At 67.2% G+C, this 22,715-nt stretch carries 19 protein-coding genes, 2 tRNA genes and 1 riboswitch; of the genes, 2 read left to right on the top strand and 19 right to left on the bottom strand.

Annotated elements, in window-relative coordinates; all coding sequences use genetic code 11:
- Positions 1-65: 65 nt before the first annotated feature.
- The gene (locus AC50X6_RS08245; RefSeq protein WP_494965740.1) at positions 66-419 is read right to left on the bottom strand and encodes a zinc ribbon domain-containing protein YjdM; all 354 of its coding nucleotides are present in this window, start codon (positions 417-419) and stop codon (positions 66-68) included.
- Between the two features lie 87 nt (positions 420-506).
- On the opposite strand from AC50X6_RS08245, the gene AC50X6_RS08240 reads away from it, so the two are divergent.
- A complete protein-coding gene (locus AC50X6_RS08240; RefSeq protein ID WP_494965739.1) occupies positions 507-1,013 on the top strand; it encodes a DoxX family protein in 507 nt (168 codons plus the stop codon).
- 30 nt (positions 1,014-1,043) lie between these two features.
- On the opposite strand, the gene AC50X6_RS08235 is transcribed toward AC50X6_RS08240, so the two are convergent.
- From AC50X6_RS08235 to AC50X6_RS08170, 14 genes are all read right to left on the bottom strand, one after another.
- A tRNA-Ala gene (locus tag AC50X6_RS08235) sits at positions 1,044-1,116 on the bottom strand.
- A 45-nt stretch (positions 1,117-1,161) separates the two neighbouring features.
- Positions 1,162-1,461, bottom strand: coding sequence for a hypothetical protein (locus AC50X6_RS08230; protein WP_494965738.1), 300 nt, complete (start codon positions 1,459-1,461; stop codon positions 1,162-1,164).
- Between the two features lie 372 nt (positions 1,462-1,833).
- A tRNA-Ala gene (locus AC50X6_RS08225) sits at positions 1,834-1,906 on the bottom strand.
- A 151-nt stretch (positions 1,907-2,057) separates the two neighbouring features.
- Complete coding sequence (rsfS, locus tag AC50X6_RS08220; RefSeq protein WP_326966225.1) at positions 2,058-2,459, bottom strand: ribosome silencing factor; 402 nt, start codon at positions 2,457-2,459, stop codon at positions 2,058-2,060.
- 101 nt (positions 2,460-2,560) lie between these two features.
- Entirely contained in the window at positions 2,561-3,922 is a 1,362-nt protein-coding gene (locus tag AC50X6_RS08215; protein WP_494965737.1) for a hypothetical protein, read from the bottom strand.
- A gap of 7 nt (positions 3,923-3,929) precedes the next feature.
- Complete coding sequence (gene nadD, locus AC50X6_RS08210) at positions 3,930-4,574, bottom strand: nicotinate-nucleotide adenylyltransferase (RefSeq protein WP_494965793.1); 645 nt, start codon at positions 4,572-4,574, stop codon at positions 3,930-3,932.
- A gap of 55 nt (positions 4,575-4,629) precedes the next feature.
- Complete coding sequence (locus AC50X6_RS08205; RefSeq protein WP_494965736.1) at positions 4,630-4,869, bottom strand: hypothetical protein; 240 nt, start codon at positions 4,867-4,869, stop codon at positions 4,630-4,632.
- A 77-nt stretch (positions 4,870-4,946) separates the two neighbouring features.
- On the bottom strand, positions 4,947-6,305 hold the full coding sequence (locus AC50X6_RS08200) for a glutamate-5-semialdehyde dehydrogenase (protein WP_494965735.1): 1,359 nt from the start codon (positions 6,303-6,305) through the stop codon (positions 4,947-4,949).
- A gap of 26 nt (positions 6,306-6,331) precedes the next feature.
- Positions 6,332-7,501, bottom strand: a complete 1,170-nt coding sequence (gene proB / locus AC50X6_RS08195) for a glutamate 5-kinase (protein ID WP_494965734.1) — start codon at positions 7,499-7,501, stop codon at positions 6,332-6,334.
- Complete coding sequence (gene obgE, locus AC50X6_RS08190; protein ID WP_494965733.1) at positions 7,491-9,080, bottom strand: GTPase ObgE; 1,590 nt, start codon at positions 9,078-9,080, stop codon at positions 7,491-7,493. The genes proB and obgE overlap by 11 nt, the downstream gene beginning before the upstream one ends.
- 118 nt (positions 9,081-9,198) lie before the next feature.
- Entirely contained in the window at positions 9,199-9,462 is a 264-nt protein-coding gene (gene rpmA, locus AC50X6_RS08185) for a 50S ribosomal protein L27 (RefSeq protein ID WP_069952019.1), read from the bottom strand.
- 62 nt (positions 9,463-9,524) lie between these two features.
- Complete coding sequence (gene rplU / locus AC50X6_RS08180; RefSeq protein WP_326966278.1) at positions 9,525-9,833, bottom strand: 50S ribosomal protein L21; 309 nt, start codon at positions 9,831-9,833, stop codon at positions 9,525-9,527.
- Between the two features lie 373 nt (positions 9,834-10,206).
- Positions 10,207-11,850: a bifunctional hydroxymethylpyrimidine kinase/phosphomethylpyrimidine kinase gene (locus tag AC50X6_RS08175; protein ID WP_494965732.1), complete on the bottom strand. Its 1,644-nt coding sequence runs from the start codon at positions 11,848-11,850 to the stop codon at positions 10,207-10,209.
- A riboswitch (TPP riboswitch) is annotated at positions 11,833-11,930 on the bottom strand. It overlaps the preceding gene by 18 nt.
- A 143-nt stretch (positions 11,931-12,073) precedes the next feature.
- Positions 12,074-15,331 carry an Rne/Rng family ribonuclease gene (locus tag AC50X6_RS08170; protein ID WP_494965731.1) on the bottom strand — a complete coding sequence of 1,086 codons (3,258 nt, stop codon included), beginning with the start codon at positions 15,329-15,331 and terminating at the stop codon, positions 12,074-12,076.
- A 473-nt stretch (positions 15,332-15,804) separates the two neighbouring features.
- On the opposite strand from AC50X6_RS08170, the gene AC50X6_RS08165 reads away from it, so the two are divergent.
- Positions 15,805-16,476 carry a vitamin K epoxide reductase family protein gene (locus tag AC50X6_RS08165; protein ID WP_494965730.1) on the top strand — a complete coding sequence of 224 codons (672 nt, stop codon included), beginning with the start codon at positions 15,805-15,807 and terminating at the stop codon, positions 16,474-16,476.
- Between the two features lie 142 nt (positions 16,477-16,618).
- Here the strand turns inward: AC50X6_RS08165 and ndk are convergent, their stop codons facing one another.
- Genes ndk through ileS form a run of 4 tightly spaced genes read right to left on the bottom strand, consistent with a single transcriptional unit; the run spans position 16,619 to position 22,328 of the window.
- A complete protein-coding gene (gene ndk / locus AC50X6_RS08160; RefSeq protein ID WP_494965729.1) occupies positions 16,619-17,038 on the bottom strand; it encodes a nucleoside-diphosphate kinase in 420 nt (139 codons plus the stop codon).
- Positions 17,039-17,083: 45 nt separating this feature from the next.
- Complete coding sequence (locus tag AC50X6_RS08155) at positions 17,084-17,560, bottom strand: DUF4233 domain-containing protein (protein WP_494965728.1); 477 nt, start codon at positions 17,558-17,560, stop codon at positions 17,084-17,086.
- A gap of 3 nt (positions 17,561-17,563) precedes the next feature.
- A complete protein-coding gene (locus AC50X6_RS08150) occupies positions 17,564-18,922 on the bottom strand; it encodes a bifunctional folylpolyglutamate synthase/dihydrofolate synthase (RefSeq protein ID WP_494965727.1) in 1,359 nt (452 codons plus the stop codon).
- Between the two features lie 4 nt (positions 18,923-18,926).
- Entirely contained in the window at positions 18,927-22,328 is a 3,402-nt protein-coding gene (ileS, locus tag AC50X6_RS08145) for an isoleucine--tRNA ligase (protein ID WP_494965726.1), read from the bottom strand.
- Positions 22,329-22,715 lie beyond the last annotated feature (387 nt).

Below are 22,715 nucleotides of genomic sequence, written 5' to 3'. Positions count from 1 at the left end.
AAGTGTCTGTGACCTGGAACTACCAGTGATCTCCAAGTTCTTACTGCCAACTTATCCTGCTCCGGTCAGGTCTTCTTCACCACGCTGGACTTGAGCTGCATGGGACCGACGCCGTCCACTTTGCAGTCGATGTCATGGCCGCCCACGCCGTTCACCAGCCGGATGCCGCGGACCTTGGTGCCCACCTTGATCACGGTGGAGCTGCCCTTGATCCTGAGGTCCCTGATGACAGTGACGGTGTCCCCGTCGGCGAGGATATTGCCGACGGCGTCCTTGACCGGCTTCGCTTCCTGCTCTCCGCTATCCTCTGCCCCGGCCGGGGACCATTCGTGCGCGCACTCGGGGCATACCAGGAGCGCCCCCATCTGGTAGGTGTATTCGCTGGCGCATTCGGGGCACGGGGGCAGGGTTGCATTCACGTCCCCAATATTAGTGGCGCCGGCGGGGCGAGGGACTCCTGAGCTGCCTTGCTAAGCTGATTCCACCTCAGCAGAAGGCGGCGCCGCATGTCCGACAGTCCAGTTCAATCCCACGGTCCGGTCCGGACACCAGATCAAATTCCGTCCCGCGCCGCGGATTCCCGGCTGCGCTCAGTGTTGCGGACCGCCGGCCGCCTGCTGCTGGGCGGGTTCCTGGTCCTGGCCGGTGTCAGCCATCTGGGCTGGAGCCGTGAGGCATTCCGCGCCCAGGTGCCGCCCTGGCTGCCGATGGATGTGGACTTCGTGGTGGTGGCATCCGGGCTGGTGGAAATCGCCCTGGGACTGGGGCTGCTCCTGCTCCGGCGGAGGCGCGCAACCCTCGGCTGGATCGTTGCGGCATTCTTCGTGGCGGTGTTCCCGGGAAACATCTCGCAGTTCGTCACGGCAACCGATTCCTTCGGTCTCAACTCGGACCTGAGCCGCGGGATCCGCCTGCTCTTCCAGCCGCTGCTCGTGGTGTGGGCGCTGTGGGCGACGGGTGCCTGGCGGGCGTGGCGGACCTGGCGGCAGGAGAGCCGGCCGGAAAACAGCTGAGGCCCCGCTCACTGAGCAGGGCCTCTTCGGTGGAGCTGAGGGGACTCGAACCCCTGACCCCCTGCATGCCATGCAGGTGCGCTACCAGCTGCGCCACAGCCCCGAATCACTGGTGAAGAACCGGTTTCCCGGAAGCAACCAAGTTAGCTTAAACCACATTGTGCGCTGGCGCGAATCGACGCGCCACGCAGTTCAGCGGCGCGAACGCGCCTGCCTGCCCGCGCCAGTCAATGACCAGGCCAACCTGCTCGGCGACACCGACCTGGAATCCCTTCGAATGCTCGCCAACTCCGAAATGGACTCCCGCAGCCACTTCGGGCTGCTGCCTGTCGGCGAGCACCCGCCGGATCAAACTCGCCGTCTTGGCCGTCCTGGACGAAAGGATCTCCACCGGGTTCGCGATCACCGGCAACAGCGAGCAAGACACCCCGTCACCGAAGACCGCCATTACGTCAGCCCGACGACGACCGCCCCGCCAAAACCCGCCGGCGGGGCGTTTCCATGCTCCGCCCGCCGTCACCGGAAATGACGCCATCGTCAAATAGCAACGGGCAACATCCAATCCGCGCGATCTACTCCTCGGCGACAGCCTTGGGATAGTGCGCTCATGTCTTCAGCGCGCGCTGCGCCAGCGGCCCGGTCAGATACCGTGACCGCGGCGCGGTGGAGCCGGGTATGGTCGACGGTTCCTGCGCCCCTCGGTGCACCCCGCAACTACGGTGGCTTCGCGGAGCGCTGTCGACGACTTCCGCCGGACCCAGCTAACGAAAAAGGCACAAAAAAATCCGCCGGAATCTTTCAATTCCGGCGGATCATTCGGTGGAGCTGAGGGGACTCGAACCCCTGACCCCCTGCATGCCATGCAGGTGCGCTACCAGCTGCGCCACAGCCCCGAATTTTTGTTGCCCCGACTCCGTCAGCTTACGCTTCCGGCTCCGTCTCTTGGTCCGGATCTCTCCGAAGCAACTCAAATATCTTAGAACAGCCTTTCGGAAAATTCCAAATCGGGCATATTCGGCCTTCCTGCCCGGCCGCTCCGGCCTGCTACTCCGTTTCGGAGGCCACGGGGGCCTTGGCCGAGCTGTCGTCGCCCAGTTGCAGGTCGACGACGGGGCAGTCCTTCCAGAGCCGCTCAAGGGCGTAGAAGACGCGGTCTTCCTCGTGCTGGACGTGGATGACAATGTCGCCGTAGTCCAGCAGGACCCAGCGGCCGCCGGAGCGTCCCTCACGGCGGATCGGCTTGAGGTCGAACTTGGAAAGTTCGTCTTCAATGCCGTCCACGATGCCGTTGACCTGGCGTTCGGACGGTGCCGAGGCGATCAGGAAGATGTCGGCCAGGGCCAGACGCTCGCTGACGTCCATGGCCATAATGTCCTCGGCGAGTTTCTCCGCGGCAGCTCGGGCTGCATGTCGGGCTGTGGCGATGGCTGATTCTGTTGCAGTCACGGGACTCCTTGTTGGGGTGAAAAGCTGTGGTGTTGAATTCTGCGGGGTTGAAACAACCGGCTAAGGGGCCGGCGGAAGATCCGGTGCAGAAGCCTGCGGGGCTAACGGCCCAGGCCGGTGACGATCAGGGTGATGCCGGCAATGAGCGCCAGCACACCCAGGGCCAGCACGCCCAGCTGCAGCAACCGGAGGCGCCGGGCCCGGCCAAGGCCGGCAGTGGCCGCATCCAGCGGATCGAGTCCATAGGCCGAATTCGCCGCCACCGGCGGCCGGCCCGCCAACTTGTCGTCGGGCCGGTTCACCGCGGGGGCTCCCGCGGCCTGCTGCGACGGTGCCGGAGTTCCGGGCGCTGCCCTGGCGGCCGCCTCGGCGCGGGCGAGCACTCCGGCCCGGCCCGCCTCAGATCCCGGGCCGTACTGTCGGGAGGAACCGGGACGGCGGTTCCCGGATTTCCGGGGTTTCTCCACCCGGGGACCCGAGTTGGTGACCACCGGAACGTAGGACGTGGCTGGGCGCTTCATGACGGGCCGCTCCACACCGGGAACCTGGACGAACTCCAGGGGTGTCACCATCGCCAGGTTGTTGGCGGTGGTCGGATCGTTCCGCGCTGGCTTCGGCTGACTGTTCTGTTCGGCGAGCTTCTGCTTGGCTGCGGCCCTGCGGTTCAGCACGGCAGCCCGCTCGGCCAGGGCAATCTGCTCGGCCAGTACGTCAGGATCGACGGCGTCGGGATCCGCCGCGTTGATGTGCTCGATTTTGGCCAGCTGGTTCTGGGCCTGCCGGGCGAGGAGCTCACGCGCGGCCAGGGCCTGTTCCACGGTCATACCCTCGGGACCCTTACCGCCGGGACCGGGGGCACCGGTGTCCCGGTTTGCGGCCTTCGTACCCTTGGGGACCGCCGGCTGCTCTCCCGGCGTGGCGCCCGGCTGGGGCACGCCCGGCTGGGGCACGCCCGGCTGGGGCACGCCCGGCTGGGGCACGCCCGGGTGGGGCACGACGGGCGTGGCCCGGGTCCGCGGCGAGGCGGGGACAATCAGGTTGGCCGACGTCGCGGGGGCTGTTTCGGCGGCCAGCTGCAGGAGCCGGAGCTGGCGCCGTGTGAGCGGTCCGCTGCCTGCCAGGTGGCCCTCTTTTTCGGCAAGTTCTTTGATGGTGCGCAACGCGGCGCGGTCCCGGGCGCGGACCTGGGAGGACCGTTCGGACCCCGTTCGCACGGAGTCCACGGGGCCTTCGGCCACGCGGCGGCTGCGGCCGGTGGTTTCGGCGGAGGTGGGCTCGCCGGGGTCAACCTGCGCGGCGGGATTTGAGGCCGGCTGGTTTGCGGCAGGCCGGTTTGAGGCAGGCGAAACCTCGCCGGGACCCCCGGGGGTATCGGGCCCGGACTCCGGGTTCGCTTCCAGGCGTTCATCTCTGGCCTGTCGCAGTTCGCGACGGCTGCGGACGGGTGGCTGTTCCTGACTCATTGCAGACTCATTCAATGCTGGCGGGTTGGGCTGTCTCGGTGGCTCGGTCATAGCGTGCGGCGCGTTGTCCGGCCCCGCGGTCGACGGTTGCCGGGTCGCCGTCGTACAGTCCGTACTTGGCGATGTACTGGACCACACCGTCCGGCACGAGGTACCAGACGGGATTCCCCGCCGCGACCCTGCTGCGGCAGTCCGTCGAGGAGATCGCCATGGCGGGAACTTCCAACAGGCTGACGTCCTTGCGTCCCATCCCGTCCAGAACGTGGCCGGGGCGGGTGACGCCGACAAAGTGCGCCAGGGACCACAGCTCGTCGATGTCCTTCCAGGACAGAATCTGGCCCAGGGCATCGGCCCCGGTGATGAAGAACAAATCGGCGTCGGGCCGCTGCGTGCGCAGATCCCGCAGCGTGTCGATCGTGTACGTGGGGCCAGGCCGGTCAACGTCGACCCTGCTTACGGTGAAGCGCGGGTTCGAGGCCGTGGCGATCACGGTCATAAGGTAGCGGTGTTCGGCCTCGCTGACCTTCTTGCTCAGCTTCTGCCACGGCTGGCCCGTCGGTACAAACACCACTTCATCCAAGTCGAACTTGGCCGCGACCTCGCTGGCCGCGACAAGGTGGCCGTGGTGGATCGGGTCGAAGGTGCCGCCCATCACACCAAGCCGCAGGCGGCGCTGCACGCCGCGCTGCTTCACGGTGGCGGAAATATTAGTGCCCGTGGCCGTTATCGTGCTTGTTCGGATGCTGGCGGTGCGGATCCGCGTGCTCCTCGACGGCCGCGTGCCGTTTGCCCAGATTGGAGTAGGACAGCGTGACGAACAACATGACGAGGAGGATCGCGAAGATCGATGCGCCGAAAACCCACGGCGGCGCCCAAATCGGTGCGAGTTCCTCCTGGCCGGCTTCGCCGGCGACGGCAATGATGGTGGCGATCTGCTGCGACAGCATGTTCTCCCCTAGTGAGTTCAAAATTTAGCGACGGCGGATGTCCCCGCCGTTCCGGACTTCTGTTCCATGTTACAGCGTTACTGGCCCCTGATCTGGCCCTCGCCCTGCACGATCCACTTGGTGGTGGTGAGCTCGGTCAGTCCCATCGGGCCGCGCGCGTGCAGCTTCTGGGTGGAAATCCCCACCTCGGCGCCCAGGCCCAGCTCGCCGCCGTCGGTAAACCGGGTGGACGCGTTGACGATCACTGCGGCCGAATCGACCTCCGCGATAAAGCGTTCGGCGTTGGCGAGGTCATTGGTCAGGATGGCCTCGGTGTGCCCGGTTGACCAGGTTCGGATGTGCTTGACGGCGTCGTCCAGGCTGTCCACCATGGCGACGGCGAGGTCCAGGTCCATGTACTCGGTGGCCCAGTCCTCCTCGGTGGCGGGGACGGATGCGACCGTCGCCGGCAGGGCCGCCCGGATCCTGTCATCGACGTGCAGGGTGACGCCGGCGGAGCGAAGGGCGGCGGCGACGGCGGGCAGCACGGTGGAATCCGAGTGGACCAGGAGGGTTTCCACGGTGTTGCAGACGCTGGGCCGCTGGGTCTTGGCGTTGAGCAGGATATCCACGGCCATGTCCTCGTTGGCCGAGGAGTCCAGGAAGATGTGGACATTGCCTTCGCCGGTCTCGATCACCGGCACCTTGGCGTTGGTCACGACCGACTGGATCAGCTCGCGGCCGCCGCGGGGAATGAGCACGTCGACGCGGCCGCGGGCCCGCATGAGGGCGTTCGCGCCTTCGCGTCCGAACTGGTCCACGCTCTGCACAGCGTCGGCGGGCAGGCCTGCCGACTCCAGGGCCTCGCGGAGGACGGTGACCAGGGCCGCGTTCGTAGCGGCGGCGGCGGTCCCGCCGCGCAGGATCACTGCGTTGCCGCTCTTCAGGCCCAGCCCGGCAATGTCCACGGTGACGTTGGGGCGCGCCTCGTAGATGGCGGCGACGACGCCCATCGGCACGTTGATCTGGCGCAGGCGCAGCCCGTTGGGGAGGGTCTGGCCGCGCACCACGTTGCCCACCGGATCGGGAAGGTTCGCGAGGTTTTCAAGCGCCGCGGCGAGGGCCTGGATGCGGTCGCTGGTGAGCGTGAGGCGGTCAAGCAGCGCCGCGGAGGTTCCGCTGGCCCGGCCCGCGGCAACATCCTGGGCGTTCGCCGCGAGGATCTGGCTCTGGTGCGCCAGCAGGGCGGCGGCAACGGCGCGCAGGCCGCGGTCCTTCCACGCCCGGTTGGCGCGCGCCATCCGGCGGGCGGCGTGGCGTGAACGGTCGGCAATCGCGTGGACGGCGGCCTCGACATCGGCGGATGAAAGACGCTCCGTCTCCTGCCCGGGAACAAAGGCCGCCTGCGTGGCGTCGTCGGAAGTCTCAACGGCTTGGGGAATCAGTGCCTCAGTCATCCTTCAAGTCTAGGCAGGTGCGGCGGCTAAACCAGAACCAGGTCGTCAACGTGGACAACCTCACGGTCAAATCCGCGTCCCAGCGACTCCCCGAGTTCCACTGTGGAACGGCCCAGCATCTGCGGCAACTCAGCCGCTGAATAGTTGACCAGACCGCGCGCAATGACCGTGCCGTCGGCGGCGACCATTTCCACGGCGTCGCCGGCCTCGAAACTGCCTTCAACCGCCGAGATCCCGGCCGGGAGCAGCGAGGTGTGGTGGTCACAGACGGCCGTCACCGCGCCGTCGTCGAGGATCAGCCGGCCCTGCACGTGCGCGAGGTGGGCGAGCCACATCATCCGCACCGGCTTGCGGGCCCCGTTCACGGTGAACCACGTGCCGACGTCGTCGCCGGCCAGCGCTGCCGCCACATTGGCCGTCGACGTGACCATCGCGGGGATCCCGGAATCAGCCGCCATGATGGCCGCCTCGACCTTTGTCTGCATTCCGCCGGTTCCGACTCCGGCCTTGCCGGGCGCGCCAATGGTCACGCCCTCGAGGTCCTGCGGCCCATCCACCCGGGGAATCCGCTTGGCGCCTTTCGCGGGAGGTCCGTCATAGAGCGAATCAACGTCGGAGAGCAGCAGCAGGGCATCGGCACGCACCAGGTGGGCCACGAGTGCCGACAGGCGGTCATTGTCGCCGAAGCGGATCTTGTGCGTGGCCACGGTGTCGTTTTCATTGACCACCGGCACCACGCCGAGGTTGAGCAGTCTGTTCAGGGCGCGGAAGGCGTTGGTGTGATGGCTGCGCCGCATGAGGTCATCGGCGGTGAGCAGCACCTGGCTGACAGTCACGCCGTGCGCACCGAACGCCTGGGTGTACCGCGCCATGAGGAGGCCCTGGCCCACGCTGGCCGCCGCCTGCTGGGTAGCCAGGTCCCGGGGACGCTTGGCCAGTCCCAGCGGAGCCAGGCCCGCCGCGATGGCCCCCGACGACACCAGGATGATTTCCATGCCCGCATTGCTCTTGGCCGCAAGGGCATCCGACAGCGCGATGAGCGCCTCTTCCGAGATGCCGCCCTTGATGCTGGTCAACGACGACGAGCCGACCTTGACCACGATGCGGCGCGCCCTGGCAAGCACGCTCCTGCCGTTGCCTGGTTCCTCGATAATGGCTGCGGACCCCTCACTCACGTCTGTGGGCTCACTCCGCATTGTCTTCGCCCAGTGCACTCTCCTTGAGCGGCTTGGCGACCCTGCGGCTGCTGACGGATTCGGTCCAGATGCCGGCTTTGCGCTCGGCTTCGAGCTCGGCACGGGCGGCGGCCTTGGCCTCGCGGCGTTCCACCTGCTCGTCACGCTTCTGCCCGCGGGTGGGGCGGTCGCCGATGTCGGCGAAGCGCACGTCGGTGCCCCGCGGCGCGGCGAGCAGCTCGGCACCAGCCATCATGGTCGGCTCCCAGTCGAAGACGACGCCGTCATCCTCGCCGATCACGACCGTGTCGCCCGGCACGGCGCCCTGCTTGAAGAGTTCATTTTCGACGCCGAGCTTGGCGAGGCGGTCGGCGAGATAGCCGATCGCTTCCTCGTTGGTAAAGTCGGTCTGCTTGACCCAACGCACGGGCTTGTCGCCGATGACGCGGAACAGCGGCTCGAGGTTTTTTTCTTCGCGGCGGATCTTGAAGCCTGATTCGTTGACCGCCCGGGGCTTGAGCACGGGCGCGTGGACCTTCGGCGGGGCGGCGGCGAGGGCGTCGCGGGCGGCCTGGACGATCTCGCCCATGGCGAAGCCGAGCTGGCGCAGGCCCTCATGGCTCGTGGCCGAGATCTCGAAGACCTTGTAGCCGCGGGATTCGAGTTCCGGGCGGACGAATCCGGCCATGTCCTTGCCGTCCGGCAGGTCCACCTTGTTCAGGGCGATGAGGCGGGGGCGGTGGTTCAGCGGCACCACCTCGCCGTCGGCTCCGCTGTAGCTCATGTCCACCGCGTACTTCTCGAGCTCGGCTTCGATGATGGCCAGGTCCGAGAGCGGGTCGCGGTCCGACTCGAGCGTGCCGCAGTCCAGCACGTGCACCAGGGCAGCGCAGCGTTCGACGTGGCGCAGGAAGTAGTGGCCGAGGCCCTTGCCTTCGCTGGCACCCTCGATCAGGCCCGGGACGTCGGCGATGGTGAAGCGCATCTCGCCGGCCTGGACGACGCCGAGGTTCGGGATCAGGGTGGTGAAGGGGTAGTCGGCGATCTTGGGCCGCGCCGCCGACATGGCGGCGATGAGGCTGGATTTGCCGGCGGACGGGAAGCCGACGAGGGCGATATCCGCGATGGACTTCAGTTCCAGGACGACGTCGCTGGACTCGCCTTCGATGCCGAGCAGGGCGAAGCCGGGGGCCCGGCGCTTCTGGGACGATAGCGAGGCGTTGCCGAGTCCGCCTATGCCGCCGGCGGCGGCAATGTATTCGGCGCCTTCGCCCACGAGGTCGGCGAGGACACCGCCGTCCTTGGACTTCACCACGGTACCCTCGGGCACCGGAAGGATCAGGGTTTCGCCGTTTTTGCCGCCGCGCCAGTCGCCCATGCCGGGGCCGCCGTTGGTGGCGTGCCGGTGGGGGGCGTGGTGGTAGTCAAGCAGGGTGGTGGTCTGGGGATCAACACGCAGGATGACGTCGCCGCCGTTACCGCCGTTGCCGCCGTCGGGACCGCCGAGCGGCTTGAACTTCTCGCGGTGGACGGAGACACAACCATGGCCGCCGGTACCGCCGGATACGTGCAGTACTACCCGGTCTACAAAGCTCGCCACGTGGATCTCCTCAGTGCTGTTCCTTAGGCCCCCGAAACGGCCCAAGATGATTGTATTGCGGTTAAAACACCGGTGGAGCGGACCTATTGGCCCGCCCCACCGATTTTATTGCTTGTTGTTACTCTGCAGCTGCGGCAGCCACGATGTTCACAACGCGGCGACCACGGCGGGTGCCGAACTCGACGGCGCCGGGGGCCAGTGCGAACAGGGTGTCGTCCCCGCCGCGGCCTACGCCGGCGCCCGGGTGGAAGTGCGTGCCACGCTGGCGGACGATGATCTCGCCTGCGGAAACTACCTGGCCGCCGAAGCGCTTGACGCCGAGGTACTGGGCGTTGGAGTCACGACCGTTGCGAGTGGAACTCGCGCCTTTTTTATGTGCCATTTGAAAATGCCTGCCTTAAAAATTCTGGGGAATCTGCTGAAAACCTGAACAGTAACGGGTAGTTACTTGATACCGGTGATCTTGACCTTGGTCAATTCCTGACGGTGACCCTGGCGCTTCTTGTAGCCGGTCTTGTTCTTGAACTTCTGAATGACGATCTTCGGACCACGAAGGTCTTCGAGGATCTCAGCCGTAACCGTTACCTTGGCCAGGTCCGCGGCAGCGGACGTCACCTTGTCGCCGTCCACCAGGAGCAGTGCGGGCAGCGCAAAGGTGCTGCCGGCTCCACCGGGGACGCGGTTCAGGGTAACGAAGTCTCCAACGGAAACCTTCTCTTGGCGGCCGCCTGCGCGGACAATCGCGTACACCACTGGGGAACTCACTTCTCTCGACGTTTATTACTAGATTTGCGTGCGGAACCTGGGTCCAAGGTATTTGGTCCGGCTCACGCTGTGCCTCTACGCCGGTGGGTTCCCCGGGGGAACCCATGAGCTATCCCGTGGACAATACTGAAACGGATTGTCCTCAAGGTCATAACCCAAGTGTTGGCGTAAGCACCGAAGATTTAGACTACGCTAATTTTGCCTTCGGTCGCAAATGAGGCTGGTTCCGGCGGGTAGTTCGTGATAGGCGCCACTTGGCGGTGACCAATTGATACTGACCAATTGGTAGTGACCGAGTGGTGCCGCCACGACTTCCGGTACCGTGCCCGACTATCGTACAGGCCGGGGCGCGTCGACCGGGTCAGGCGTACAGCCTCGGCGCGTCGAAGAACTCCACTTCGTGGCCGGCTGACTGACGGAAGGCCAGCGCCATGGCCTCCCGCTCATGCCCCGAGGCCAGCCGGGCCGCCGCATCCGTGTAGGCGATCGCCTGCCGGGTCGCGGCGGCAAATTCCTCATCGGCGTAGGCCCGCAGCCACACGGCATAGGGGTGCGCTTCCGGCGCCCCGGCGGCCAGGAACTGTCCGTGCAGGGTTTCCCCCACCTCGGCGTAGAGCCAGAAGCACGGCAGGACGGCGGCCACCAGCACTCCGTAGCTGCCGGAGACGGAGGCGGCCAGCAGATGGTCCACGTAGGACTTGGTGACCGGCCCCAGCCCCAGGTCTGCCGTGCGGGTGCTGAGCCAGTTCCGGTGCAACCCGGACTCGACCTCAAGGCAGTTCTGCGCGGAGCGCGCCCAAAAGAGTTGTTCGGCTTCGGTGGGCGCGATGGCCGCCGCCCGGGCCAGCACGCGGGAGTAGCCGTTGAGGTACCGGGCGTCCTGCGCCAGGTAGTAGGCGAAGTCTTTCTCCGGCAGCGTGCCGTCGGCCAGCGCCTTGATGAACTCCAGCCCGTAGATCGCCTCAAGGTCCGCGGCGGCGCTGTCCCGGAGGGCGGCGGCGAACTCGCCCTCCGCGGGCGCGTGGTGCCGCGGGCCGGCATGGTGCTGGGTCAGATGCTGCACGTGGTGGAAATGGTGGACCGGGCCGTTCCCGGTTCCGACGCCGAGACGCTCCGAATCGCGCAGCGCACCCGCCAGCCACGGTTTGACCTCGCGGAGCGCCGCCTCCCAGTCCCCCACACGGACCTGCACGGTGGCGATCGCCGAGGACAGCGAGCAGCCTGTGCCGTGGCTGTTGCGGGTGGGCACCCTCTCCCCCGGCACCACCACGACGTCCTGGCGCAGCAGTCCGCCGGTGTTGACGAGCGCATCGGGGCAGCCGCCGTCGACGCTATCGTCCCCCGGGCCGGCGACGGCGCCGGCACCACTGTCGAGGTGGCCACCTTTCACAAGGACCGTGGTGCCGGCCAGGGCGGCGAGCCGCTTGCCCTGGTCCAGGGCCTCGTCCCAGTCCGCGGCGACGGGTTCCCTGAGCAGAATCGCCAGTTCCGCAAGGTTGGGCGTGATGAGGTCCGCGTAGGGGAGCAGCTCGTGCAGGGCCGCCTCGGCCGACTCCTGCAAAAGCCGGTCTCCGCTCGTAGCCACCATCACCGGGTCAAGGACAACGACGCCGGGCCTTGTCTTTTCGAGCCAGCCGCGGACGGCGTCGATCACGTCGGCGTCCCCCAGCATGCCGATCTTGACGGCGTCGATACTGATATCCGCGCTGATCGCGTCCAGCTGAGCGGTCAGGAACGCCGCCGGCGGGACGTGGACGGCGCTGACGCCCCGGGTGTTCTGGGCGGTCAGGGCCGTGATCGCCGCCATGCCGTAGCCGCCGTGCGCCGCAATGCTCTTCAGATCGGCCTGGATGCCTGCCCCGCCGGAGGGGTCCGAGCCGGCGATGGCGAGCACGCGCGGGATCCTGGGCTCGGCGGTGCGCGGGGCGTGCGGCAGAAGTGCGGCCGCAAAAGTCGATACTTCTAAAGTGGGGACTGCAAAGGCGGATGAAGCCAAGAGAGACATCCCTTCGCCGGTGCTAACCGGACAGGTTCAACGGGTCTGGATCTCAGCCGGCTCGATGCGCGGCACCCCGTGTCAGTGCTTCAGCCTAGCCGTACCGCCCAACGAAGTCGCGTTAACGAAGTCGCGGGTGCTGCCCGGACCCTGCGCATCGCTACGCCGGGTCCGGACCGCACCCGCGACTTGCTGAACTGCTGCTCTACTGAAGTGCTGCCGTGTTGGGCTGTTACAGCTCCGACGCCGGTACGCCGACGCCGAGGATGATCGGCTGGTTCGCGGCCGGCTTCACTGCTGCCGGTGCGGCGGCGGGAGCCTTGGCCTCGTGCACTTCACCTGCTGCGGGCTGCGTGGCGGTCCCGCGGTGCTCCGCGGCCTCACGGTGTTCAACGGACGTCGCGTTGGCTGCACCCTGGGCACGGCTGGCGCTCCGGTTGCGGCGGCCGCGGCGGGCGCGGGAGGTGCCGGCCTCGGCTTCGGCCTCGGTCTGGGAACCGGGCCCCTGGACACGTCCCGGTCCGGTGCCGCCGGCGCGGGCCGGAGCCGCCGCAGCTGTCCGGCCTGTGGCCGGCTTGCTGTCGTCGGTTTCGCCCAGTTGGGCGAAGGCTTCGGTCAGCAGGTCCAGGGTCAGGGCCGTTGCCGGGGACTCGTCCGCGTGCTCGACGAACGGCAGCGCGACTTGCTCGCCGCCGAAGGTCAGCACGGCAGCGGGCCGTCCGGCAGCTTCCTCCGTGGCGGCGAACTGCGCGACGGCGTCGACGGCGGCCCGACGCGCCTCGGCGTCGGCCTGGCGGGTTCCGGCGTCGGCGTCCCCGTCGTGCAGGTGCGCGGCGTGCGCCGCTGCGGCAATATTCGCCAGGGCGGCGCGGGTTGTCTCGGCCTTGGCGTGGCGCTCGGCCTCGGTGGGCTCGGCGTGGACTGGTGCCTGGGCGGACTGGTCCTCCGCGCCCTGGCCGCCCCGGCCGCGGCGGCGGCCTTTGCGCTCGGTCCGTGCCGCGGGCTGGCTCTCGGTCCGCGGGACGTAGTGCTCGGCAGCAACCGTGTTGGCCCGGCGGTGCTCCACCGGCTCGTCGTGGGTGACAATGCCGCGGCCATCGCAGGTTTCGCACTGTTCGCCGAAGACTTCCAGCAGCCCGGTGCCCATCCGCTTGCGCGTCATCTGCACGAGCCCCAGCGAGGTCACCTCCGCCACCTGGTGCTTGGTCCGGTCACGGCCCAGGCACTCCACCATGCGGCGCAGCACGAGGTCGCGGTTGGACTCGAGCACCATGTCGATGAAGTCGATGACGATGATGCCGCCGATGTCGCGGAGCCGGAGCTGCCGGATGACTTCCTCTGCTGCTTCGAGGTTGTTCTTGGTGACGGTTTCCTCCAGGTTGCCGCCGCTGCCGGTGAACTTGCCGGTGTTGACGTCCACCACGGTCATGGCTTCGGTGCGATCGATCACGAGGGACCCGCCGGAGGGCAGGAAGACCTTGCGGTCCAGTGCCTTGTGGATCTGCTCGTCGATGCGCCAGGCTGCGAAGATATCCGCGTCCTTGGTCCACTTCTCGAGCCGGCCCACGAGGTCCGGAGCCACATACGTGACGTAGGCCTCGATGGTGTCCCAGGCTTCCTCGCCGGAGACAATCAGCTTGGAGAAGTCCTCGTTGAAGACGTCCCGGACCACCTTGATGGTCAGGTCCGGTTCGCCGTAGAGCAGTTCAGGGGCGAGCATCTTGGTCGACGTCGACTGGCTCTCGATCCCTTCCCACTGCGCACGGAGGCGGTTGATGTCGTGCGTGAGCTCTTCCTCGGACGCGCCCTCGGCCGCGGTGCGGACAATGACGCCCGCATCTTCCGGCAGGCGGTCCTTGAGGATCCGCTTGAGGCGGTTGCGTTCGACGTCGGGCAGCTTGCGGGAGATACCGGTCATGGAACCGCCGGGCACGTACACGAGGTAGCGGCCGGGCAGTGAGATCTGGCTCGTGAGCCGGGCGCCCTTGTGGCCCACCGGATCCTTGGTGACCTGGACGAGGACGGAGTCGCCGGACTTCAGCGCGTTCTCGATCCGGCGCTGCTTGCCCGCGAGGTTGACGGATTCCCAGTTGACTTCACCGGCGTAGAGCACGGCGTTGCGGCCGCGTCCGATATCAACGAAGGCGGCTTCCATGGAGGGCAGCACGTTCTGGACCCTGCCCAGGTAGACGTTGCCGATCAGGGAGTCCTGCTGGGTTTTGGAGACGAAGTGCTCGGCCAGGACACCGTCTTCCAGGACGCCGATCTGGATTCTGTCGTCGCGCTGGCGGACGATCATCTGGCGGTCCACGGACTCGCGGCGGGCCAGGAACTCCGCCTCGGTGATGACGGTGCGGCGTCGGCCGGTGTCGCGGGATTCGCGGCGGCGCTGCTTCTTGGCCTCGAGGCGGGTGGAGCCCTTGAGCGACGTGACCCGGTTGTTGACCGGAGCCTCGCTGGCCGCGCGCGGCGCACGGACACGGGTCACCGTGTTGGGCGGATCGTCGTCCTCCCCACCGGTCAGTTCCAGGTCCTGGTCACCCCGGCGACGGCGGCGGCGGCGGCGGGACGTCACGCCGTCGGCCAGCGTCTCCTCGGAACCTTCTTCGGTTTCCCCGGTGGAACCGTCGCCGTCGCCTTCCCCGTCGGGCTCGGTCTCAGTATCGGTCTCGGCGGTGCGGCTGCGGCCACGACGGCCACGGCTGCGGCGACGGCGGCGGCCGTCGCCATCTTCGCCTTCCTCGCCTTCTTCGTCTTCGGCTTCCTCCGCGGCGGCCGGTGCCGGACGGACGGCGGCGGTCAGGTCCGGGGCCTGGAAGATCATCGAGGTGACGGCACCGGGCTCCAGGAAGAGCGAGGAGGCTGCCGACGGCGATTCGGCCGGCGCCGCTTCTGCCTCCTCGGCGGCGGGGGCGGCGGCTGGGGCGGGGGCGGCGGCGGCTGGGGCGGGGGCGGCGGCGGCTGGGTCTGCTGTTGCAGGGGCGGCGGCTGCGACTTCCTCGGCTGCGGGGACGGGGGCTGGGGCGGCGGCTGCGACTTCCTCGGCTGCGGGGACGGGGGCTGGGGCGGCGGCTGCCTTGGCGCGGCTGGCGCGGCGTCGCACGGGCTTCTTCTCTGCCGGACCGGCAACGACGGCCCCGGCTGCGGGCACCTCGGCTGCGGCTACGGGTTCTGCGGCTACCGGTTCTGCTGCGGTCTCTTCGGCGAAGGCCGGGAGGGGCTCGGCCGGCGCGGCGGCCTTGCGGGCACGGGTGCGGCGGACGGGTGGCTTCTTGGCCTCAGGCGCAGGGGCGTCCCCGGCGCGAGCCTTGACCGGTGCCTCCGCGGCCGGTTCTTCCGCGGCCGGTTCTTCCGCGGCGGGCTCGGCAGAGGTTGCCTTGGGGAGTGCCCTGCGGCGGGTCCTGACGGGCCGCTTGGGTGGTGTGGCTTCTGCATTTTCTGCAGCAACTGCTAGTTCTTCGTTTCCGGCTACAACCTGGTCATTATCCATATGTGGCGACGCTCCTGCCCCTGACGTGCCGCCACATCCGGCACCCGTTAGGGCAATTATTGTCAACACCCGCAGGCATTGACAGAAGTCAATTGAATACCCTCAGGTTCGCACCGGCAGTGGGGTGCGGCAGCCCTGGCGGGCCGGCGGAATTGTTCTGAAACCCGTTGATCTACACACCACAACCAGGTGCCGACCAATGGCATTGCGGGATAGCCGGGATCAGAGGATCCGTAGCTCCCTGCTCATCATTGGCGGTCTTGGGAACAAAGTCGCCGGACCGGAATCCGGATGTGGATCGGGTTCCAGCCATGCTTATTGTCTCACAGGAGCCGTCAAAGAAGGCGTAAGCGGGGTGTCAAGCCCGCGGCGGAGGGCGGGACACGAGCTGCCGCAGGAGGTTCCCCGGCAAGGTTCAGGCTGCGGCGATACAATCAGGGCCAGAAGCACCCGACGCAAAGGACCCTCATTCCATGCCCAGCATCTCCAGTGCCCCCGGCGACGCGACCATCCAACGGCGGTCCCCCGGTTCCGCCGTCGCAGACCGGCCCCTCCCTCCGATGACCCGAGACCGCCCTTTTGCGTGGCTCCTGCTGATCACCGGCGTCGTCGGTTGGTTGGCCTCCGGAACCCTGGTGCTGGAGAAGCTTGAGGTCCTCAAGGATCCCAACCACGTGACCGTCTGCGACGTAAACCCGTGGATCTCCTGCGGCCAGGTGATGCAGACCTGGCAGGGTTCGCTCTTTGGTTTCCCCAATATGTTTATCGGCATCGTGGCGTTCGCCGTCGTCATAACCACAGGCATGGCCATGCTGGCCGGCGCCACGTTTGCCCGCTGGTACTGGCTGGGCCTGCAGGCCGGCGTGACGCTCGGCTTCGCCTTCGTGATCTGGCTCTGGTCCCAGGCGCTGTACTCCATCCACATCCTGTGCCCGTTCTGCATGATCGTCTGGGCGGCGATGATTCCGTTGTTTGTCTGGGTGACCGTCCGCAACGTGTCGCATGGCGTGATCCGGCTGCCGGCCGGCCCCACCCGGGTCCTGGCCGACTCCGGCTGGATCATCACGGCGCTGCTCTACGTCGCCGTGATCGCCTCGATCTTCTTCGCCTTCATCCAGGTCTTCATCGGGACCTCCGGCTACTGAGGAGACGGACGCCGGATAACCGCCTCGAGGTGAGAGTTAAGGCCCATGTTCACGTTGAACATGGGCCTTAACTCTCACCTCGGCGGGGAGCGTGTCCCGGGAGCGCGGCCCGGGAGCGTGTCCTGGGGCCGTGTCCGGGAACCTAGGCCTGGAACCAGATCTTGATCTCACGCTCGGCGGACTCCACTGAGTCAGAGCCGTGGACCAGGTTCTGCTGAACCTTCACCCCCCAGTCGCGGCCGAAGTCGCCGCGGATGGTGCCGGGGGCCGCCGTCGTCGGGTCCGTGGTGCCGGCGAGCGAGCGGAAGCCCTCGATCACACGGTGTCCCTCGAAGATCGCAGCCACGACGGGTCCGCTCAGCATGAATTCGACCAGCGGCTCGTAGAACGGCTTGCCGAGGTGCTCCTCGTAGTGCTGCTCCAGCAGTTCCCGGCTTGCATGGACCTTCTTGAGTTCGGCCAGGGTGTACCCCTTGGCCTCGATCCGGGCGATGATGCTGCCGGTCAGGTTCCGGGCGACGCCGTCGGGCTTGATCAGGACGAGGGTGCGCTCAATGCTCACAGTTGCTCCAATGGTGTGGGGTGTGGGGTGGAATTAGTCTACGGGTCAGCGGGTCTGGGCTCCGGAGCCGGGCTCCGGTTCCGGACCGGGGCCTGCCGGATGGGCCGTATCCCAGGCGGCCTGCTCGCGTTCGCGCTGCGCGGCCTCGCGGTCGATCCGGATTCCGGTGCGGATGCCGTACCACCAGGCCACCGCGAAGAGGCCGCCCACCAGGAACATCGCCGGTTCCAGGATGCCGGTGAGGATCAGCACCAGCTGCAGGATCCAGCCGACGCCCACCCCCCAGGGCCTGGAGACAACGGCGCAGGTCAGGACGTACACGAGGCACAGCGTGAACCCGACCCCGAAGATCAGGACCGGCGGGAATTCGTCCCGCCGCAGCCCGAAGACCGTGAGGGTGCCGAAGAGCACCACAAAAGCTTCCAGCAGCAGGACCGTCGAGGCAAACATGGCCTTAGTGGAGCGGCGCTTCTTGGGCATGCCCGGGCGCCAGTCGCGCTGGGCTTTGGTGAGTTTCGCCATGGCTTAGGCGTCCGCCTTGCCGAGCAGGATCCGGGCGTCCGCCACCAGGGTGATGGAACCGGTGACGAGCACGCCGCCGGCGAGGTCATCGTTGGCTTCGGCACGTTCCACGGCCCACTCGAGTGCGTCGTCGAGCTTCGCCGTGACGTGGATGTTGTCCTCGCCGAAGCCAAGGTCCACGGCGAGTTCCGCGAGGTCCTCGGCCGGAACGGCACGGGGCGAGTTGGACTGGGTGAAGCAGTACTCGGCCGCGAGGTCGCCGAGGGATTCCTTGAGCTGGCGGAGGATTTCCTCGGCGTCCTTTTCGCGCAGGACACCCACCACCACCACGAGTTTACTGAAGCCGAACGCCTCGTGGATGGCCTCGGCCGAGACACGGATGCCCTCGGGGTTGTGGGCGGCGTCCACAATGATGGTCGGCGCGGTGCGCACCACCTCGAGTCGGCCCGGGGAGGTGACCGAGGCGAAAGCCTCCTGGAGGATGTCGGCGTCGAGCGCCTTCTCCCCGCCGAAGAACGCCTCCAGCGCGGCAATCGCGACGGCGGCGTTCTCCGCCTGGTGTGCGCCGTGCAGGGGGACCAGCAGATCCTCGTAGCGGCCGGCGAGGCCCTGGATATTCACCATCTGGCCGCCGACGGCGACGGTCCGGGATTCGACGCCGAACTCCACGCCCTCGAAGCGGAACGGAACCTGGGTTTCCTTGGCCTTCTCCAGCAGCACCTGGGCCGCATCCCGGGGCTGCACGGCGCTGACCAGGAAGCCGCCGGGCTTGATGATGCCCGCCTTTTCGTGGGCGATGTCCTCGGTGGTGTCACCGAGGAGTTCCGTGTGGTCCAGCGAAATCGGGGTGACCACAAAGACCTGCCCGTCGCCGACGTTGGTGGCATCGGTGATGCCGCCCAGGCCCACCTCGATGACGGCCACGTTGACGGGCTGGTCCGCGAAGATGGCGAAACCCAGGATGGTCAGGCACTCGAAGTACGTCAGCCGGGTCTGGCCCTCCGCTTCGAGTTCGCCGTCCACAATGGCCAGGTACGGGCGGATCTCGTCCCAGATCCGGACAAAGGTCTCATCCGAGACCGGCTCGCCGTCGATGCTGATCCGCTCGGTGACCCTGGACAGGTGCGGGCTGGTGTACCGCCCGGTGCTCAGGCCGTGGGCGCGCAGCCCGGCCTCAATCATGCGGGCCGTGGACGTCTTGCCGTTGGTGCCGGTGACGTGGATGATCGGGAAAGCCTTGTTCGGCTCGCCCAGGATATCCATCGCGCGGTGCAACGGGGCAAGCCGCGGCTCCATTCTGTTTTCCGGCGCCCGGCCCAGCAGCTCGGCGTAGACGCTTTCTACGGAAAATTCGTCGGTCATTGGTTCAGGCCCCTACTTTTTCGACGGTGATTTGCAGCTCGGTGCCGTCCCCGGAGGAACTGAGACCGAGTTCGACGGTCAGGGTTTCGGCGACCACGAGGTGTTCGTGTGCTTTCACGGCGTCGACAATATCCTGCGCCGCCGTGATGGACGTGCGGATCCGGTCGCTGACGTTGAGTCCGGCGTCCTTGCGGGCCTGCTGGATGGCACGGACCATGTCCCGGGCGGCGCCCTCGGCCTCAAGCTCAGGGGTGACCTCGGTGTTGAGCACCACGAAGCCGCCGCCCGGCAGCACCGCCGCCGCCCTTGCGGCAGGACCGGATCCCGCGCCGTCCGCGGCCTCCGCCACAACGGTTTCCAGCGTGTACTCCTGCGGCTCAAGCGCCAGGCCGCCCGCAACAACCACACCGTCGACACCGTCGATTGTTTGCACCGACCAGTCGCCGGATTTGGCGCCCTTGATGGCCTGCTGCACGTTCTTGCCCAGGCGCGGACCGGCGGCGCGGGCGTTGACCACAAGCTTCTGTTCGATGCCGAACTCCGCCGGGGAGGCGCTCCCGGCGTCGAGCAGGCGGACCGAGCGCAGGTTCAGTTCATCGGCGACGACGGCGGCGAAGCCTTCCAGCGCATCCGCGCCGGGCGCCACGACGGTGAGTCCCTGCAGCGGCAGGCGGACCCGGAGGTTGGCGGCCTTACGCAGCGAGGAGCCGGTGGAGCAGATCTGCTGCACCCGGTCCATCGCCTCGACGAGGCCGGCGTTGGCGGGGAACAGATCCGCGTCCGGCCAGTCGGCCAGGTGCACGGAGCGCCCGCCGGTAAGTCCGCGCCAGATTTCCTCGGTCACGAGGGGAAGCAGTGAGGCGGAGACCCGGCACACGGTCTCCAGTGCGGTGTAGAGCGCGTCGAAGGCGTCGACATTCTCGTCGAAGAAGCGCTGGCGGCTGCGCCGGACGTACCAGTTGGTGAGCATGTCCAGGTAGCTGCGGAGTTCGTCGCAGGCACCGGAGATGTCATAGCTGTCAAGCTGGACGGTCATGTTGCGGACCAGGTCCCCGGTGTTGGCCATCAGGTACGCATCCAGGGTGTCGGCGTAGCCGTCGTAGCGCAGCCTCACGTCATACCCCTTCGCTTGTCCACCGGCTGCGCCGGAAGCGTTGGTGTAGAGCGTGAAGAAGCTGTACACGTTCCACAGCGGCAGGATGACCTGCCGGACGCCGTCGCGGATGCCCTGCTCGGTGACCACGAGGTTGCCGCCGCGCAGGATGGGGCTGGACATCAGGAACCAGCGCATCGCGTCGGAGCCGTCGCGGTCCAGGACTTCGGAGACGTCCGGGTAGTTGTGCAGGCTCTTGGACATCTTCTGCCCGTCCGAACCCAGCACGATGCCGTGGCTGATGACGTTCCGGAAGGCCGGCCGGTCGAACAGCGCGGTGGAGAGGATGTGCAGCATGTAGAACCAGCCGCGGGTCTGGCCGATGTACTCCACGATGAAGTCCGCGGGGTTGTGGGTGTCGAACCATTCCTCGTTCTGGAACGGGTAGTGCACCTGGCCGTAGGGCATGGAGCCGGAGTCGAACCAGACGTCCAGGACATCCTCGACGCGGCGCATCACGGACTGGCCCTCCGCCGGGGTACGGGGGTCGTCCGGGTTGGGGCGCGTGAGTTCATCGATGAAGGGCCGGTGCAGGTCAACCTGGCCGGCCTTGTTCAGCGGCAGGCGGCCGAAGTCGGCGTCGATCTCGGCGAGGGAGCCGTACACGTCGGTGCGCGGGTAGTCCGGGTCGGTGGACTGCCAGACCGGGATGGGGCTGCCCCAGTAGCGGTTTCGGCTGATGGACCAGTCGCGGGCGTTGGCGAGCCACTTGCCGAACTGGCCGTCCTTGACGTTGCCCGGGATCCAGTTGATCTCCTGGTTCAGTTCGGACATACGGTCCTTGATCTTGGTGACCTCGACGTACCAGGAGGACACGGCGCGGTAGATCAGCGGATTGCGGCAGCGCCAGCAGTGCGGGTAGCTGTGTTCATAGCTTGCTTGGCGGACCAGGCGGCCCTGCGCACGGAGCACCTGGGTGATGGGCTTGTTGGCGTCGAAGACCTGCAGTCCGGCGATGTCGGCGAGGTCGCCGTGGCCGAACAGCGGCAGGAACTTCGCGCCCTCGTCCACCGAGAGGACCACCGGGATGCCGGCCTCTTCACAGACCTTCTGGTCGTCTTCACCGTAGGCGGGAGCCTGGTGGACGATGCCGGTGCCGTCCGTGGTGGTGACGTAGTCGGCGACGAGGAAGCGCCAGGCGTTTTCGGTGCCGTACTTCTCGGCGTCGTCGAAGTAGTCCCAGAGCGGCTGGTACGCCAGGCCCTCAAGCTCGGCGCCGGTGTGGCTGGAGGTGACGGCGGCCTGGGCGGCCGCGACACCTTCGGCGCCTTCTCCGTAGCCGAGGTCCTTGGCGTAGGCGCCCAGCAGCTCCGCAGCCAGCAGGAAGCTGCCCGTTACGGGAACCTCCGCGGCGGCGGCCTTGATGCCGTGCGGGCCTGCCGGCAGGACAACGTAGTTGATGGCGGGCCCGACGGCGAGCGCCAGGTTGGTGGGCAACGTCCACGGCGTGGTGGTCCAGGCGAGCGCCTGCACACCGGCTAGCCGCCTGGACAGCTCCGACTCCCCCGCCGTGATGGGGAACGTGACCGTGACAGTCTGGTCCTGGCGGTTCTTGTAGACGTCGTCATCCATGCGCAGTTCATGGTTGGACAGCGGCGTCTCGTCCTTCCAGCAGTACGGCAGCACACGGTAGCCGTTGTAGGTAAGGCCCTTTTCGTGCAGCTGCTTGAAGGCCCAGAGCACCGACTCCATGTACTCGACGTTGAGCGTCTTGTAGTCGTTCTCGAAGTCGACCCAGCGCGCTTGGCGGGTGACGTAGCTCTTCCACTCGTCGGCGTACTTCATCACCGAGGCGCGGCAGGCGTCGTTGAACTTGTCGATGCCCATCGCTTCGATCTGGGTCTTGTCCGTCATGCCCAGCTGCTTCATGGCTTCGAGCTCGGCGGGCAGGCCGTGGGTGTCCCAGCCGAAGCGTCGCTCTACCCGGCGGCCGCGCTGGGTCTGGTAGCGGCCCACGAGGTCCTTGGCGTAGCCGGTCAGGAGGTGTCCGTAGTGCGGCAGGCCGTTGGCGAAGGGGGGACCGTCGTAGAAGACGAATTCGTTGCTGCCCGGTTTTCCGCCGGGAAGGTCAGAGCCGCGCTGGTCGATGCTGGCCTGGAAGGTACCGTCCTCATCCCAATACTTGAGGATGCGCTCTTCGATCTCCGGGAATCTCACGGAGGCCGGCACACCAGAGGCGGTGGAAGCAGAGGTGTTGGAAGCAGAGGCGCCTGCGCCGGCGGGTGCGGCGGAGGCCTTCGGGTAATACGTCATCTCGACATCCTGGGTTGAGCTAGTGAACAAAAGGGGTTCATTCAGGATGCGAGGACGGCCCCTGTGCTGTCTTTCAACAGCACCGGCACCGCGGTACCACCTCACTTACCGGCGCCGGACCCGCCCCTGGTCAAAGGAGAACCCCTTGTCAAAGGAAGAGCATCGGCGACGGCCGCTCATTACTGCTATAACGGGCTTACCCGTCCGGTTCTACTTGCCCTGCCGCGCTGTGAGTGGCGGTAGGGCTTTCTTCCGGAAAGCTCACCGGTGATGGCCGGGTCAGTGCTTTTGAGCCGGTTCTACCCGGTTCCCGTCAATTCTACCCTCTTCCCCGGAGGCCCCGCCGCTTCCCATGGCCAGCCCAAGGTTTACCGCCGATACTGAACT

It is taken from the genome of Pseudarthrobacter sp. HLT1-7 (assembly GCF_059383435.1).
This window is presented reverse-complemented; position numbering and strand designations above follow the sequence as displayed.